Raw genomic sequence first — 14,918 nt, 5'->3', positions numbered from 1 at the left:
CGCCGGCCTACTGGATGCCGGGCACGAGGTTCGTGAGGGGGGCCACCAGGTCGGTGATCTGGCGCAGCTGGTTCAGCTCGTTCAGGTTGTTGAGGCCGACCAGCTGGTCCTTGAGGTGCGGCATCCGGGCCGCCTGGTCCGCGGGCATGCCGGTCGTGCCGAGGCCGTCGATGGTGTCGAGCACCTCCATCCTTCCCGTGTCCTGGGTGGGGGCGGACGCCTGGGCGGCCGGCGTGGCCAGAGCCACCGCGCCGGCGGCCAGCGAGACGGCGGTGATGAGTCGTCGTGCTGAAGTCATGTTTTCAGAACCGGCCGGGGCTCCCGAAAGTCACGGGTCCGGCCGAGGCCTCACTCAGGAAGCGCATTCGCGGCCCTCTGTACGCGGGGCGCGCCCGGCCACGGACCGCCGCCACCCGTTCGGGCCAGTTGTCCCACTTATCGCCACGGCATTTCGCGAAAACGATGCATTCATCCAGCATGGTCATGCCGTACGCCCGCACCGTGACCTCGCCTCGGCGAAAGCAGTTGGACAATAGGCGGTTGCGTGTGGGCAGCCGCTCTATCCAAATCAAAGGAGAAAGTGATGTCTCGCATCGCGAAGGCAGCCGCTGTCACCCTCACCACCGGAGCGGTCGTCATCGGCGGCGCCGGTATGGCCCTGGCGGATGCCGGTGCGTCGGGTTCCGCGGTCGGTTCCCCCGGTGTGCTCTCGGGCAACCTGCTGCAGGTCCCGATCCACGTCCCGCTGAACGTCTGCGGCAACACCGTCGACGTCATCGGCCTGCTGAACCCCGCCTTCGGCAACCCGTGCGTGAACAACGGCGGCCACAAGGGCGGTCACCACGGCGGTCACCACAACGGCGGCGGTCACCACGGTGGCGGTCACAACGGCGGCGGCCACTCCGGCTACGGCGGCTGACCCCACCCCGACGAAGCCCCCGCCGCGCGTTCCGCCGGGGGCTTCCTCATGCTCCTTCAGGCTCCGTCAGGCGTACTTGTAAAGCCCCTTGTGCCCGAGCAGTTCGCCCGGGGTGACGTCCCAGGGCGGCATCGGCTCGTCGCGGGCGACGATGCGCCCGTGCTGGGACGAGCCGGGTCCCGGCGGCCGCTCCGGCAGATAGGGGGCGGACTCGGGGTGCCGGCGCCGCCACCGGTCCCAGAGCAGGTCCACGAAGGCGTGGTTGAGCCAGAAGACCGGGTCGTTGACCGACGCCCCGCCCAGCATGTGGCCGCCGACCCAGCGGTGGACACGGTTGTGGTTCTGCCACCGCTCGGTGCCGCTCGCGGACGTCCAGCCCTCCAGCCTGTTGCGGAAGCCCTGCGGTGACGTGGAGTTCCACGGCGGCACGTCGTAGCGGGGATCGGCCAGGGCGCGCGCCACGTCCCGCGCCGTGGGCAGGTCGATCGGGTCCTTGGGGCGCCCGAGGTCACGGGTGAGGAAATCCCCGTCGGTGACCCCCTCCTTGATCTTCCAGCGCCCGTGCCGGTACGCGAACGGGCCGGTCATGACCTGCCGGTCGCCCCGCCGTCCGTTCCCGCCCATCAGGTCCTCGCCCCACAGCGACGCGGCCGGACCGCGGTCCTTCGTCCAGTCCCAGTAGGGGACGGTGACGCCGGGGTCGACGCGCTGCAGGGCCCGCTCGAAGTCGAGCAGGAAGCGGCGGTGCCAGGGGAAGAACGAGGGGGTCATATGGGCGACGCGGAGTCGCTGCTCCCCGTCCGACACATAGAAGTCGATGTGCGTGCGGACGAATTCGTCGTACTCGCCCCGGCGTTTGAGCTTCAGCACCGCGTCGACGAAGCGGCGCCGCTCCGGGCGGCTGAGGCTCCGCTGGTTCCTGCGCGTGGGGGCCATGCCCGTCCCTTCCGCGTTCGGGGGCCACGTGGCCGGCTCAGTGGCCGCGGCCGCTCAGGGCCTGGAGGGGGCCGAGTTCGTCGACGGCTCCTCGGGCGGCGGCCAGCGGCGTCGCGTACGAACCGTAGTGGTCCACCATGCTCAGATAGCTGCCGTCCGCGCGGCGCATCAGCGCGAGCCGCCGCCCGTCGACGGTGACGCGCCAGCCCGCGGAATCGTGCCCGGCCTGCTGGGCCATCGGTTCTCCCTGGATGCGGCGGCCCTGGTACGTCTCGTCGAACGGCGGGTCCGCGGGCGCGGCCGCCGGTCCCGGTGCGGGCGGGTCAGGGGCGGGCCGGTCCGGCAGGGCGCGGACGACGCCGGCGGCGCCGAGGAGCGCCGCGGCCGCGGTCCCGATGAGGTGACGGCGGGTCACCCGGTCGGCCAGGTTCTTCTCCATCGGGCTCGATCCGTCCTTTCGCCGTGCGGTCCCCGGTTTTCAGCTGGTCCAGAAATCCCACCAGCGCGTCAGGATCAGCATCCCGACGACGCCCATGTGCACGGCGGGAAGGACCCAGGTGAATTCCCACGGAAAGGCGCGCAGAGCGCGCGGGGCGGGGAGGAATCCGGACCGTACGTTGTGCGCTGTCACGTACCAGAACATGACGATGGTGGCGGCCCAGGCGAGGCAGCACCACAGGCAGAGGGAATTGATGCGATAGAGCGACTGGAATTGCAGCCAGCCGCAGAACGCGACACCGAACGCAGCGCCCGCGTGGAAGGTCAGCCAGTACCAGCGGGGGTGGCGGGCGCCGCCGATCAGGCCGGCGCCGACACAGATCACGACGGCGTACGCGACGAGGCCGAGCAGCGGGTTGGGGAAGCCGAAGGCCGCCGCCTGCTCGCTCTTCATGATGTTTCCGCAGGCGACCACGGGGTTGAGGCTGCACCCGGGGACGAAGTCCGGGTCCGCCAGGAGCCTGAGCTTGTCGAGGGTGATGACCCACGCCGCGAGCAGCCCCGCCGCGCCGGTGACCACCAGGAGCAGGCCGAGCCGCCGGCCGCCCCGCTGCTCGGGGGCGCCGTCCGGTGCGGGCGTGGTGGTGGGGCCCGCGCCGGGTCGGCCGACGGCCTGCGGCGGTACCCGGTGCGGCAGTTCGGTGGCGCCGCGCATCAGCGCAGGCTGCGCGCGGGCAGCAGACAGTGGGTGGCGTTGAGCAGGGTCTCCTCGGCACCGGCGAACTCGCGGAGGCGGTCTTCCGGGACGGGCTCGCCCGGCTTGGCCTCCGGCCACGCGCGCGTGGTGGCGAGGAAGTAGGCGTGTCCACGCTGCTTGACGGCGGCGAGCCACTCCGGCGGCACCGCGCACTGCGCGTTCAGGTGGGGCATGTTGACGACGGCCTGGTCGCCCTCGACGAGCAGGCTCACCGGCAGGGAGGGGTTGCGCGCCCCGTCGAGGAGGGGGCCACCGATGGGCAGGCCCGCCTCGTCGAGGACGGTGCGCATCGCTTCGGCGGTGGCCTCCGGGCCGCCCTCCGTGTCACCGAGGGAGTAGGCCAGCAGGAAGGGCATGTCCTTCTCTTCCTCGGGGTGCTCGCCGCTCCAGGCGAGAACAGCCAGGGTTCCCAGGTCAGTCTCTTGAAAGGGGCGCTGTTCGCTGGATGTTGAGGTCATGAGGGGAACCGTATAGACGCGGACGGACGCGCCCGGTCCGGTTGTCACCCGTGTGGCCCAACCGGGGCCCGCCATCACACGATGGGGTCACTCGGTCGGCTGCGGTGACGCGCCGAAGGGCCGGTCCGTGGAAGAGGTGACCGGCCCTTGCGCGACCTCGGACGGCGATCGTGCCGCCCGGGGGAATTACTTCACTCTGTGGAGCCAATTCCGCTGCCCGGCGCGGTAATTCGGGCTCTTACTTGCCGAGGGGAAGTCCGCCGAGGAGTTCCGCGGGACCACCGGCGGAGTTCAGGCCCTCCGCGGTGTCCTTGACGGTGTTGATGACGGAGCCCTTGTTCTCGGTGTCGAGGATGTTCGTGCCCACCGGCTTGGTGTCGAGCAGGTTCTGGCTGGTGATGGCTTCGAGCCCGCCGTTCAGGCTGGTGGGCGTCAGGCTGTCGGCGACCGCGGGCGCGGCGGAACCGGCGACGGCGAGCGAACCGGCAAGGACAGCGGCAGCCTTCAGGGCCTTCATCATGTTCCTTTCTTTGGCGACGCGTGTCGCCTTCGGCGAGCACCGTTCAGGCATCGTTTTGCCTGTCGTCTCTTTTCGCCAGGACTAACGAGCGCGGGCCGGTACGGAAACGCCGGAAAGAAAGGACCGCTCAGACCGCCGGGAGCGCCGGGGTCGCCGGGAGCGACGGGTTCTGCGTCAGCGACGGGGTCTGCGGGAGGGTCTCAGTGGGCGCCTTGGGCTGGGTGCCGCCCAGCAGGGAGGTGAGGGTGCCGATCAGGCCGGTGAGGATCTGCGGGAGCCCTCCGAGCACGTCCTTCGGGGGGTCCTCGGCCGAGGTGGCCCGCACCAGACCGTCGACGGCCTTCCGCAGCTCGGCCACGGCTTCCGCCGTGGGGTCCGATGCCTCGCCGGGCGTCTCGGCGACGGCCTCGATCGCCTGACGCACGGCTTCGGTGCGCTTCTCGATCTCCTCGGGGGTGGCAGCGCGCGGGGCGGTCCGGGCTTCGTCGCGGGTGACGTCGCCCTGGGAGGCGAAGGCCGGGCCGGCCGTGCCGAGAAGCAGCGTCACGCACAGGGTGGTGGTCGCGAGGCGCCGTACGGGCAGAGCGCGCATAAGTTTTTCCCTTCCGGTGATGCGTCGGATCTTGTGATCACCGTGGGAGCGGCGCACGCCGCCCGCAACCGAGCGGCCGCGCGACGCCCTGGCCTTTCCTGGTGCGTGCGGGCATCCCCGCAGGTGGGGGGCGGAGGTGACGGCCGGTCGGCGACGGGCGGGCGCACACTCCATTCGGGGCACGGCCGTCACCACCGCGGCGGGCGGCGAAACCCGGCCGGACATGCGGAACGGCCGCCCCCGCTTCCGTGGGGACGGCCGCTCAGATCAGACGGTGCGTCAGTCGTTGGCGCACTGGTTGCCGAACGCCGGGTTCAGCAGACCGATGACGTTGATGCTGTTGCCGCAGACGTTGACGGGAATGTGGACCGGCACCTGCGCGGTGTTGCCGGAGATGACACCGGGGGAGTTGGTGGCGGCGCCCTGCGCGCCGCTGTCGGCGGCAGCGACACCCGCGGATCCGGCCACGGCTGCGGCGGCGACGGCGGACAGGGCGAATGCCTTGGTGGTACGCGACATGGGGTGCTGCTCCTTGGTGATGATGCGACGTACGGGCGGGATGCCCGTCTAGAGGGATCAACTGCCGACCTCGACGCCGAGTTGTGCGCCCAGACGGGTGATACGCGGCGGGATTCATTGCGCCCGCGCCTCTCTTCACGAATCCGACACACGTACCGAGGTTGACGGAGCGGCTCACTTCAGCGGCTACAGTTGCGCTTCCGTTTAGGGCATTCCACCCATACGCGTTCAGATTCGTACATTCACTGCGCATCACCCCATGTCCGCTGTGGTTCAGAGTTCTCACACTCGGAAGGCCAACGCCGTCATGCGTCACTCAGGAGTGCTGAGGGCAGCCGCAACGGTCCTGCACATCAGCCAGCCGGTGGACGGCGGCGTGGCGCGGGTCGTCGTCGACCTGGCCACGGCACAGGCCGCGGCCGGGACGGACGTCCACGTGGCCTGTCCCCAGGAGGGCTTCCTGCCCCGGGCGTTGGCCGCCGCCGGCATCCGCGTCCACCCCTGGGAGGCGACCCGCTCCCCCGGCCCCCGCCTCCGCGCCGAGACGAGGGACCTCAAGCGCGTCATCGACGCGGCGGCACCCGCGCTCGTCCACGCGCACAGCGCCAAGGCCGGACTCGCCGCGCGGCTCGCGCTGCGCGGCAGCATCCCCACGGTGTTCCAGCCGCACGCCTGGTCCTTCGAGGCGGTCGGCGGACCCACCGGGCTCCTGGCCCGCCTCTGGGAACGCCACGCGGCCCGCTGGACGACCCGCACCGTCTGCGTCAGCGAGGCCGAGCTGGCCACCGGCCGCCGGGCCGGCGTCACCGGCCCCTGCTCCGTGGTCCCCAACGGCGTGGACACCGCCCGGTTCGCGCCCGAGGGACACGGGCCCGCGCGCGTCCCCCTCGTGGTGTGCGTGGGGCGGCTGTGCCGGCAGAAGGGGCAGGACGTGCTGCTGCGTGCCTGGCCCGCGGTGGCCGCGCGGGTGCCCGAGGCCCGTCTCGTCCTGGTCGGGGACGGGCCGGACGCGGCGCGGCTGCGGGAGCGGGCCGGGCCGCGGGTGGCGTTCGTCGGCGCGGCGGCCGACGCGGCGCCCTGGTACCGGGCGGCCGACGTCGTCGTCCTGCCGTCCCGCTGGGAAGGCATGGCGCTGGCCCCGCTCGAAGCCATGGCCTGCGGCCGTCCCGTCGTGGTCACCGACGTCGACGGGGCCAGGGAGAGCCTGCCGCGGGACCACCGCCCGCACGCCCTCGTACCGCCGGAGGACCCCGAGGCACTGGCACGGGCGCTCATCGCGCTGCTGCGGGACGGAGCACTGCGGGACGCGCTGGGGCGGCGGGGCCGCCTGCACGTACTGGACCACCACGACGCACGGCGTGCCGCGGCCGCGATCGACGCGGTGTACGGCGAGCTTCTGGGCACGGCGCCCACCGAACGCAGGGAGTGCACCACCACGTGAGTGCCGAACGGACCGTTGCCTCCTCATCGGCTCAGCCACGGCAGGACACCCAGGCCCCGCCCGGAACCTTCGTCGTCGCACCACGCGAGGCGACGGCCCGCCGCGCAGGGGCGTCGGCACGGCGGCCGGCCCGCACGCGGCACCCGGCCGCGGCACCGGTGGTCGCCGACTGCGTGGCGGCCCTCCTCGGCCTGCTGCTGCTCGACGACCCGCGGCAACAGGCCGTACTGGCACCCCTGCTCGTGGCAGCCGTGCTGCTCCTTAACGCGCGCGGGCGCCTGTACGAGTACGCCCCACTCCCCGACACGCTCGGCCAGGTGCCGTCGCTCACCGGGCGGATCGCCCTCGCCTGGTCCCTCACCGCGGTCCTCGCCCCCGCGCTGCCCTGGTCGCAGCCGCTCCCGCTCCGCACGCTGCTCGGCATGGCGGCGGCGCAGGCCCTGCTGAGCTGCTGCGGGCGCGCGCTCGTCCACCGGCACCGGCGGACCGCCACCCTGCGCAGACCGAGCCCGGTCCTGGTGGTCGGGCCCGGCGACCAGGCGCGCGGGGTGGCCGCGGCGCTGCTGCGGCGCCCCGGCTGCGGCGTGCGGCCCGTCGGCATCGTGAGCGAGCCGGCGGACCCGGCCCCGCAGGACGACGACGGCGGTGCCGATACGGCGGTGGATCCCGGGCCCGGCCTTCCGGTGCTCTGCACGGAGGACGAACTCCACCGGGCGGTGATCCAGAACGACGTCCGGGCCGTGTTCCTCCTCGCCGGCCAGGGCCCCGGGCCGACCGGCCTGCTGCCGACGCTGCACCAGCTGGGCTGCGACCTGTGGGAGCTCGACCCGCGCTGCTCGGGGGCCGGGCACGGACCTGACGGACCCCGGCAGTACGTGGCCGGGTTCGCCTGCCGCCCCCTGACGTCCGCCGCGTCCCCGCGGCCCGGCGTCGGCAAGCGGCTGCTGGACATCGCGGTGTCGGGCGTCCTGCTGCTCGCGGCCGCGCCGGTCCTCGCGGTCTGCGCCCTGGTGCTGCGGGCCGTCGAGGGCCCCGGCGTGATCTTCCGGCAGGAGCGCGTCGGCAAGGACGGGCAGCTGTTCACCCTGTTGAAGTTCCGCACCCACAGGCCCGCCGACCAGCAGGAGGCGGCGACCCGGTGGAGCGTCGCCGACGAGCGCCGCATGAGCGCGTTCTGCCGGTTCCTGCGGGGCACCTCGCTGGACGAGCTGCCCCAGCTGTGGAACGTGCTCCGGGGCGACATGAGCCTCGTCGGACCGCGGCCCGAACGGCCCTTCTTCGTCGCGCAGTTCAGCCAGACGTACCCGGACTACGCCCACCGGCACCGCATGCCGACCGGCATCACGGGACTGGCCCAGATCCACGGCCTGCGCGGCGACACCTCCATCGAGGACCGGTGCCGTTTCGACAACGCCTACATCGACAGCTGGTCGTTCTGGCAGGACCTGTGCATCCTCCTGCGGACCGTCGGCTGCCTCGTACGCCGCACGGGGAGCTGAGCGCGTGAACCACCTGACGACCGCCCTGCCGCGCGGCTCCCGCCTGCCCGGCGCGGTGCTGCCCGCGCTGCGGCGGAGCGCGCCGGTCCTGCCGGTGGTGCTCCTGGTCGCCCTGCTCGCGCTGCCGGTGCCCGCCGGGGGTGCCTCTTCCGGTGGCGGGGGCGGCACCGGCACCCTCGCCGACGCGGCGTCCGCCCTCGTCGTCGGCTTCTGCGTCGTACGCGCCGTGCGGGCCGGGCGGCGCCCGCTGACCCGTACCGCCGCGGTGGTCCTCGGGCTGCCGGTCGTCGGCATCACCGTGGCCGCCTTCGGCGCCTCGTCCGCCGCGACCGGTGTCGCCGGGGCCGCGCGCTACCTCCAGGTCTTCGTCCTGGTGCCGGCCGCCGTGCTGCTGCTGATCCGCGACGCCCACCACTTCCGCCTGCTCGCCTGGTCGTTCGTGGCGCTCGGGCTGTGGCAGGGCGTCATCGGCGTACACCAGAACCTGACCGGCACCGGCGCCTCGTACATGGGCGAGGACATTCGCGCGGTGGGCACGTTCGGCTCCACGGACGTCATGGGAATGGCCACCGTCGTCTCGTACGGACTCGTCTGCGCGCTCGCGCTGGCCTTCCGTCCCCACTCGCCGCGCCAGCGCTCAGCGGCGGTGGTCTGCGCCGCCCTGCTCACCGTGCCGCTCGCCCTGTCCTTCAGCCGCGGCGCGTGGATCGCCGCCGCGGTGGCGTGCGCCGGGGTGCTGCTGCTCGCCGGGGTGCGCCGGGCGGGCCGTGTCCTGCTGGCCGCCGGTGCCGCCGCCGTGGTCCTGGTGGCGGGCCTCGGAGTCGGCTCCGCGATGCTCCAGGAGCGCCTCAGCAGCATCACCCAAGTCACCGGCACGCCCGACCAGTCGGTCACCGACCGCTACACGATGTGGGCCGCCTCGGTCGACATGTGGCGGGAGCGGCCGGTGACCGGAGTCGGCCTGAAGGGGTTCCCCGACCACCGCGACAGCCACGCCTCGCTGGCCCTGTCCGCCGGCAGCGACACCGCGGGGGCAGGCAGCGGCTTCGTCCGCCAGCCCCTGCTGTCCCCGCACAACATGTACCTGCTAGTGCTCGGCGAACAGGGGCTGCTCGGCCTCACCACGCTGGCCGGCGGGTGGGCGGCGCTCGTGGTGTGCGCGGTGCGCCGGTGGCGGCGGCAGCGGGCCGGGCGCAACGGTCCCGGCGGCCCGGAGCTCGACTGTGCGCTGGTGGCCTGCGGGCTGCTGATCTGGCAGCTGACCGACTTCGTGTACGCCGACATCGGCGGCCCCTCCACCGTCCTGACCGGCGTCGCGTTCGGCCTCGCGGCCTGGTGGGCGGTCGGCTCCCATGAGCGGGCTGGAACGGGGGGCGTGCGATGACCGCCGTGCCTTCGCCGGTCGCCGCGGGTCCGGACCCGACGCCGGACACGGACCCGGCCCCGGACCCGGCCCCCGGGGCAGGGCTCGCCGAGGGTGGCCAGGAGGCGGGCGGGAAGACCGGCGGCCAGGAGGCAGGCGGGAAGACCGGCGGCCAGGAGGCGGGCGGGAAGACCGGTGGCTCGTTCCTCGCCAAGGCCGCGCTCGTCACGGTCGTGCTGTCCGTCGCCGGTTCGCTCCTCGGACTCGTACGCGACCAGGCGCTGGCGCACTTCTTCGGCGCCGGTACCGACACCGACGCGTTCCTGGTGGCGTGGACGGTCCCCGAGGTGGCCGCGACGCTGCTCATCGAGGACGGCCTCGCCTTCTTCCTCGTGCCCGCGTTCAGCCTGGCCCTCGCGCGCCGCGCGGACGGCCCGGCCGCCGACCCGGTCCGGGAGCTCGTCCGGGCGTCGCTGCCGCGGATGATCCTGTGGTTCACGGGGACCGCCGCGCTCCTCATCGCGGCGGCCCCCTACCTGGTCGCCGTGCTGGCCCCCGGACTGCCCGACCCGCAGCTGGCCGTCGACTGCACCCGGCTGACCGCCACCTGCGCCCTGACCTTCGGGCTCACCGGCTACTGCAGCGCGGCGCTGCGGGCGCACCAGCGGTTCGTCGCGCCCGCGACGGTCTACGTCGCCTACAACGCGGCCATCATCGCCGCCCTGTTCGCCCTTGCGGTGCCGTTGGGGGTGCGGGCCGCGGCGGCGGGCGTGGCCGTGGGGGGCGTCCTCATGGTCGTCGTACAGGCGCCCTCGCTGTGGCGGCAGTTGCGACGCCCGTACCGTCCCGAGTCCGAGACGACGACCACGACCACGACCACGTCCACGAGCGGGGGCGAGCCCGCCAAGGCCCTTCAGACCGCCATCATCTGGACGGTCCTGCTGTTCGCCCTGTGCCGTCAGTCGCAGGTCCTCATCGAGCGGTTCCTGGCCTCGTCGCTGCCCGCCGGAGCCATCTCGCATCTGAACTACGCGCAGAAGGTCGCGCAGATGCCGATGGCCCTGTCCCTCATGATCTGCACGGTCACCTTCCCCGTGGTCGCCCGGGCCCTGGCCATGGGCGAGACGGAACGTGCCCGCGACCGCGTCGAGCGCGACGTCGTCCTCGCCGGGTGCGTGGTCCTGGTGGGCGCGGCAGCCGTCATCGCCGCCGCGCCGCCGCTCATCGAACTGCTCTTCCAGCGTGGTGCCTTCACCGCCCGGGACACGGCCACCACCGCCTCGGTCATGCGGGTCTACGCACTGGGCCTGCTCGGCCACACGCTGGTGGGCGCGCTGGCCCGGGCGCACTTCTCCGTGGCCAGGACCACCTGGATCCCGCTCTTCGCCATGTTCATCGGCGTCGTCGCCACCGCGGGGATCGGCTTCCTGACCGTCGGCACGTGGGGCGTCCATGGGATCGCCGGGGCCAACGCGACGGGCATCTGCGTCTCCGCCCTGCTCCTGCTGCGCGGCCTTGGCCCGCACACGGTGCCGGTCAGGACGCGGGCCGTCCTCGGGCAGCTCGGCCGGCTGGCGCTCGCCGCCGGGGGCGCCGCGCTGCTCGGCGCGGTGGTCGCGCGGGCCGTGGCGCAGCCCGCCCCGGCCGTCCTCGCGAGCTTCACCGCGGTGACCGTCTCCTTCGTGCTCCTCGGCCTGCTCCTGGGGGTGCGGCCCTGGACCACCGTCCTTCGCTCCGTCGGCAGAAAGCTGCGTCATGTCCGTTGACCTCACTCCGCCCGCGCCGTCCGGTACGGAGCCCTTCCTTCGGCTGCGGCCGCCGCGCAACCCGGCGTGGGTGGCGATGTACCACTCCGTCGCGGATCCGTCCGACGACCCGTACGAGATCACCGTCGCGCCGGACCGGCTGGCCGAGCAGCTGCGGTGGATGCGGCGCCAGGGGCTGCGCGGCGTATCGATGACGCACCTGCTGGAGGCGTGCGCGCGGGGCCTGGAGCACAACCTCGTGGGCCTCACCTTCGACGACGGCTACCGCGACTTCGTCGAGGAGGCGCTGCCGTTGCTGCGGCGGTACGACTGCACCGCGACCCTGTTCGTCCTGCCGGGCCGCCTCGACGGCGACAACGCCTGGGACCCGCTCGGCCCGCGCAAACCGCTCCTCGGCGCCGAGGGCATCCGGCACGCGGCCGAGAGCGGCATGGAGATCGGCTCGCACGGGCTGACCCACGTCGACCTGACCGCCGCCGACGACGCGCTGCTGCGCCGCGAGGTGAGCGACAGCCGTGCCGTGCTGCGCGACCTGACCGGCGGCGAGGTGCGGGGCTTCTGCTACCCCTACGGCCACGTCGACGAGCGCGTCGTCGCGGCGGTGCAGGAAGCCGGCTACGGCTACGGGTGCGCGATCGCGCCGGGAGCGCTCGCCGGGACGTACGCCCTGCCCCGCGTCCACGTCGGCCAGGGCGACACGGCCTGGCGCCTGCGGCTGAAGCTGCGCACGAACCGGCTCAGGCGCCGCGCGCTGGACGGCTCGGCGGTGGCGGAATGAGGGTCCTGCACGTCATCACCGGGCTCGGCGTGGGCGGCGCCGAGCAGCAACTGCGCCTCCTGCTCCGCCACTTGCCGACGTCCAGCGACGTGGTCACGCTGACCAACGCGGGCACCGTCGCACAGGGCATCGAGGCCGACGGCACCCGCGTGACCGACCTGGGCATGGCCGGCAACCGCGACGTGGCGGTGCTGCCGCGGCTGACCCGGCTGATCCGCGTGGGCCGGTACGACCTGGTGCACACCCACCTCTACCGCGCCTGCCTGTACGGGCGGGTCGCGGCCCGGATGGCGGGAGTGCGCGCGGTGGTGGCCACCGAACACTCCCTGGGCGACTCGCAGATGGAGGGCAGGCCGCTGACGCCTGGCGTGCGCGCGCTGTATCTGGCCGGGGAGCGGCTCGGCCGGGTGACGGTCGCGGTCTCGCCCGCGGTCGGGGCGCGGCTGCACCGGTGGGGCGTGCCCCGGCAGCGCATCCGGGTGGTGCCGAACGGCATCGAGGTCGAGCGCTTCCGGTTCGACCCGGCGGCGCGCGCCCGCACGCGCGCCCGGCTGCGGCTGCCCGAGAACGCGTACGTCGTCGGCGGCGTGGGGCGGCTGGCCACCGGCAAGCGCTTCGACGTCCTCCTGGAGGCCGCCGCCCGGCTGCCCGAGGACGTCGTCGTCGTCCTGGTGGGGAGCGGCCCGCAGGAGGAGGGGCTGCGGCGGCTCGCGCACCGGCTCGGCCTCGCCGGGCGGGTGTGGTTCACCGGGGAGTCCACCCACGACGCGGGCGGCCTGCCCGCGCTGCTCTCCGCCATGGACGTCCTGGCCTCCCCCTCCCCAGAGGAGGCCTTCGGCCTGGCGCTCGTCGAGGGCCTGGCCGCGGGGCTCCCCGTGCTCTACGCGTCCTGCCCCGCCGTCGAAGGCCTAGGCGCCGGCGAGCGGACCGGCGCCGCCTACTGCCCGAGCGACCCGGACTCCTTCGCGCGGGCCCTGCACGGCCTGCGCGGTGACGTGCCGCCGCACCGCGAGGCACCGGCGGCGGTACGCCACTACAGCATCACCCGAAGCGCCGACCAACTGATGGACGTCTACGCGTCAGTTGTCCCCGGCCCGACCCTGGAGGTGACCCCTCGATGAGCGACTCCGCGCACGCGCACTCGCGCACCGGACCCCTGCGAGCCCGCCTCGCCCGGCTGCCCCGCTGGTCGGCCCTGCCCGCCTGCGCGGTCCTCGGCGCCCTCATCGGCACCGGATACGGCGCCCTGCAGACCCCGGAGTACACGGCCACGAGTTACGTCGTCGCCGTCCCGCAGGCGAAGGCGGACCCGGCCACGGCGCTCGGTTTCGCGCAGGCGTACGGCCGGGTGGCGACGCAGCTCGCCGTGCTTGGCGACGCGCAGGTGGCGGCGGGCATGTCGGCCACGGAGCTGCGGGACAGGGTGCGGGTCGCCACGTCCCCCGACGCGCCGATGATCGCGGTCTCGGCGACCACGGAGCAGCCGGACTCAGCCGTCACCGCCGCCGACGCGGTGGCGCGGTCGCTCGCCACGAGCGCCAACCACTCCAAGGGCAGCACCCAGGTCAAGCTGCTGCCGTTCTCCCGCGCCCTGGCGCCGGACGCGCCCTCGTCGCTCTCCACCGGGGTGACGGCCCTGGTCGGCGCGAGCGCCGGCGGGCTGCTCGGCGGCCTCGCGCTCCTGGTCCGCCCCCGCGCGCGTACGGAGGAGACGGCGGCGGGCGCCTCCGTCCCCGGGCCCGCGTCCGGCCTGGTGCGGAGCGCCCCATGAGCACGGCACCGGCGAGCACGGCACCGAGCAGCCTGCCCACGGCCCACCTGTGCGTGGACGAGGACGAGTTCGAGGCGCTGGCCGAACCGTGGGGGCGGCTGTACCGGGCGTGTGCGGCGGCCACGCCGTTCCAGAGCCACGCGTGGCTGTCGTCCTGGTGGCGGTCGTACGGCAGCCCCGGCCGGCTGCGGGTGCTGCTCGTCCACAGCGGCGGCCGGCTGATCGCCGCGGCACCGATGATGCGGGTGGACCGGCCGCTCCCGGCGCTGAAGCCGCTGGGCGGCGCGATCTCCGACTTCACCGACGTGCTGCTGGACGGCTCGTGCCGCGAGGAGGGGACGGAGGCGCTCCTCACCGGCCTGTACGCGCTGGCCCGGACCGCGCTGATCGACTTCGGGGAGGTCAGACCGGGCGCGTGCGTGGAGAGCCTCTACGAACGCTGGCCGGGGCCGCGGCGCACGCTGGCCGCCTCCGACTGCCTCGAACTTCCCGGACTGCCGCTGGACGGGCTGCTCAAGCGGCTGCCGGCCCCGCGGGCCCAGCGCGCCCGCGCCAAGATCCGCAAGCTGGCGGCGATCGGCGTGGAGAGCCGGGTCGTGCCCGTCGAGGAGGTGGAGTCCTCGGTGCGGACGCTGCTGCGCCTGCACCAACTGCAGTGGCAGGGACGGAAGGTGACGCCCGAGCACCTCCAGCCGCGGTTCCACGAGCACCTGCTCCGCTCCATGCGCCCGATGGTCGCGGCGGGCGAGGCCGTGCTGACCGAGTTCAGCCTGGACGGCGAGGTGCTGGCCGCGGACCTGACGCTGCTGTCGGGCACGCTGGCCGGCGGCTATCTGTACGGCGCCGATCCGCGGCTCAGGGAGCGCAAGGTGGATGTGGCGACGATGCTCCTGGAGGCGTCCACCCGGCACACCGGCGGCGAGCACCCCCGCGCGCTGAGCCTGCTGCGCGGCAACGAACCGTACAAGCACCACTGGCGGCCCGAGCCGGTCACCAACCGGCGCTTCCTGCTGGCCCGCAGGCGCACCGCGCCCCTGGTGCACGCGGTGGCCTGGGGCGCGGCGGGCCGCCAGTGGGCGAAGCGGCGGCTGCGCGAGCGCGAGCGGGACGCGCGCCGCGGGGGCGGAGACACACGCTCCGGCGGCGGAGCCTCGTCGTGAC

At 73.9% G+C, this 14,918-nt stretch carries 17 protein-coding genes; 9 read left to right on the top strand and 8 right to left on the bottom strand.

Features of this window, described 5'->3' with window-relative positions; genetic code table 11:
• Positions 1-7: 7 nt before the first annotated feature.
• Positions 8-298 (bottom strand): hypothetical protein, encoded by a 291-nt coding sequence (locus tag ACZ7LU_RS24800; RefSeq protein ID WP_398302271.1) that lies wholly within the window; start codon positions 296-298, stop codon positions 8-10.
• A 285-nt stretch (positions 299-583) separates the two neighbouring features.
• Between ACZ7LU_RS24800 and ACZ7LU_RS24795 the strand changes: the two genes are divergently transcribed.
• On the top strand, positions 584-919 hold the full coding sequence (locus tag ACZ7LU_RS24795; protein WP_470974003.1) for a chaplin: 336 nt from the start codon (positions 584-586) through the stop codon (positions 917-919).
• Between the two features lie 66 nt (positions 920-985).
• Here ACZ7LU_RS24795 and ACZ7LU_RS24790 read toward each other — a convergent pair whose 3' ends face one another.
• The 7 genes from ACZ7LU_RS24790 to ACZ7LU_RS24760 form a co-directional block, all read right to left on the bottom strand.
• The gene (locus tag ACZ7LU_RS24790; protein ID WP_471918044.1) at positions 986-1,855 is read right to left on the bottom strand and encodes a tyrosinase family protein; all 870 of its coding nucleotides are present in this window, start codon (positions 1,853-1,855) and stop codon (positions 986-988) included.
• A 37-nt stretch (positions 1,856-1,892) separates the two neighbouring features.
• Positions 1,893-2,294, bottom strand: coding sequence for a tyrosinase cofactor (locus ACZ7LU_RS24785; RefSeq protein ID WP_468714810.1), 402 nt, complete (start codon positions 2,292-2,294; stop codon positions 1,893-1,895).
• A gap of 39 nt (positions 2,295-2,333) precedes the next feature.
• Entirely contained in the window at positions 2,334-3,008 is a 675-nt protein-coding gene (locus ACZ7LU_RS24780; RefSeq protein ID WP_471918043.1) for a vitamin K epoxide reductase family protein, read from the bottom strand.
• Positions 3,008-3,508: a DUF5949 family protein gene (locus tag ACZ7LU_RS24775; RefSeq protein ID WP_398302260.1), complete on the bottom strand. Its 501-nt coding sequence runs from the start codon at positions 3,506-3,508 to the stop codon at positions 3,008-3,010. Before ACZ7LU_RS24775 ends, ACZ7LU_RS24780 begins: the two co-directional genes overlap by 1 nt.
• A 238-nt stretch (positions 3,509-3,746) precedes the next feature.
• Positions 3,747-4,025 carry a hypothetical protein gene (locus ACZ7LU_RS24770; protein WP_398302632.1) on the bottom strand — a complete coding sequence of 93 codons (279 nt, stop codon included), beginning with the start codon at positions 4,023-4,025 and terminating at the stop codon, positions 3,747-3,749.
• A 130-nt stretch (positions 4,026-4,155) separates the two neighbouring features.
• Positions 4,156-4,620 carry a hypothetical protein gene (locus ACZ7LU_RS24765; protein WP_398302258.1) on the bottom strand — a complete coding sequence of 155 codons (465 nt, stop codon included), beginning with the start codon at positions 4,618-4,620 and terminating at the stop codon, positions 4,156-4,158.
• A 279-nt stretch (positions 4,621-4,899) separates the two neighbouring features.
• Positions 4,900-5,139 carry a chaplin gene (locus ACZ7LU_RS24760; RefSeq protein WP_398302256.1) on the bottom strand — a complete coding sequence of 80 codons (240 nt, stop codon included), beginning with the start codon at positions 5,137-5,139 and terminating at the stop codon, positions 4,900-4,902.
• Between the two features lie 307 nt (positions 5,140-5,446).
• Here ACZ7LU_RS24760 and ACZ7LU_RS24755 point away from each other — a divergent pair, with 307 nt between their 5' ends.
• From ACZ7LU_RS24755 to ACZ7LU_RS24720, 8 genes are read left to right on the top strand one after another with little or no spacing between them, the layout of a single operon-like run.
• Positions 5,447-6,580, top strand: coding sequence for a glycosyltransferase (locus tag ACZ7LU_RS24755; RefSeq protein ID WP_471918042.1), 1,134 nt, complete (start codon positions 5,447-5,449; stop codon positions 6,578-6,580).
• A complete protein-coding gene (locus ACZ7LU_RS24750) occupies positions 6,577-8,079 on the top strand; it encodes an exopolysaccharide biosynthesis polyprenyl glycosylphosphotransferase (RefSeq protein WP_471918041.1) in 1,503 nt (500 codons plus the stop codon). Before ACZ7LU_RS24755 ends, ACZ7LU_RS24750 begins: the two co-directional genes overlap by 4 nt.
• 13 nt (positions 8,080-8,092) lie before the next feature.
• A complete protein-coding gene (locus ACZ7LU_RS24745) occupies positions 8,093-9,463 on the top strand; it encodes an O-antigen ligase family protein (protein WP_471918141.1) in 1,371 nt (456 codons plus the stop codon).
• Positions 9,460-11,208, top strand: a complete 1,749-nt coding sequence (locus tag ACZ7LU_RS24740; RefSeq protein ID WP_471918040.1) for a lipid II flippase MurJ — start codon at positions 9,460-9,462, stop codon at positions 11,206-11,208. Before ACZ7LU_RS24745 ends, ACZ7LU_RS24740 begins: the two co-directional genes overlap by 4 nt.
• Entirely contained in the window at positions 11,198-11,986 is a 789-nt protein-coding gene (locus tag ACZ7LU_RS24735; protein WP_471918039.1) for a polysaccharide deacetylase family protein, read from the top strand. The genes ACZ7LU_RS24740 and ACZ7LU_RS24735 overlap by 11 nt, the downstream gene beginning before the upstream one ends.
• Complete coding sequence (locus ACZ7LU_RS24730) at positions 11,983-13,107, top strand: glycosyltransferase (protein ID WP_471918038.1); 1,125 nt, start codon at positions 11,983-11,985, stop codon at positions 13,105-13,107. Before ACZ7LU_RS24735 ends, ACZ7LU_RS24730 begins: the two co-directional genes overlap by 4 nt.
• Positions 13,104-13,757 carry a YveK family protein gene (locus ACZ7LU_RS24725; RefSeq protein ID WP_471918037.1) on the top strand — a complete coding sequence of 218 codons (654 nt, stop codon included), beginning with the start codon at positions 13,104-13,106 and terminating at the stop codon, positions 13,755-13,757. Before ACZ7LU_RS24730 ends, ACZ7LU_RS24725 begins: the two co-directional genes overlap by 4 nt.
• A complete protein-coding gene (locus ACZ7LU_RS24720) occupies positions 13,754-14,917 on the top strand; it encodes a GNAT family N-acetyltransferase (RefSeq protein WP_471918036.1) in 1,164 nt (387 codons plus the stop codon). The genes ACZ7LU_RS24725 and ACZ7LU_RS24720 overlap by 4 nt, the downstream gene beginning before the upstream one ends.
• Position 14,918 lies beyond the last annotated feature (1 nt).

It is taken from the genome of Streptomyces sp. NPDC039462, assembly GCF_055639375.1.
This window is presented reverse-complemented; position numbering and strand designations above follow the sequence as displayed.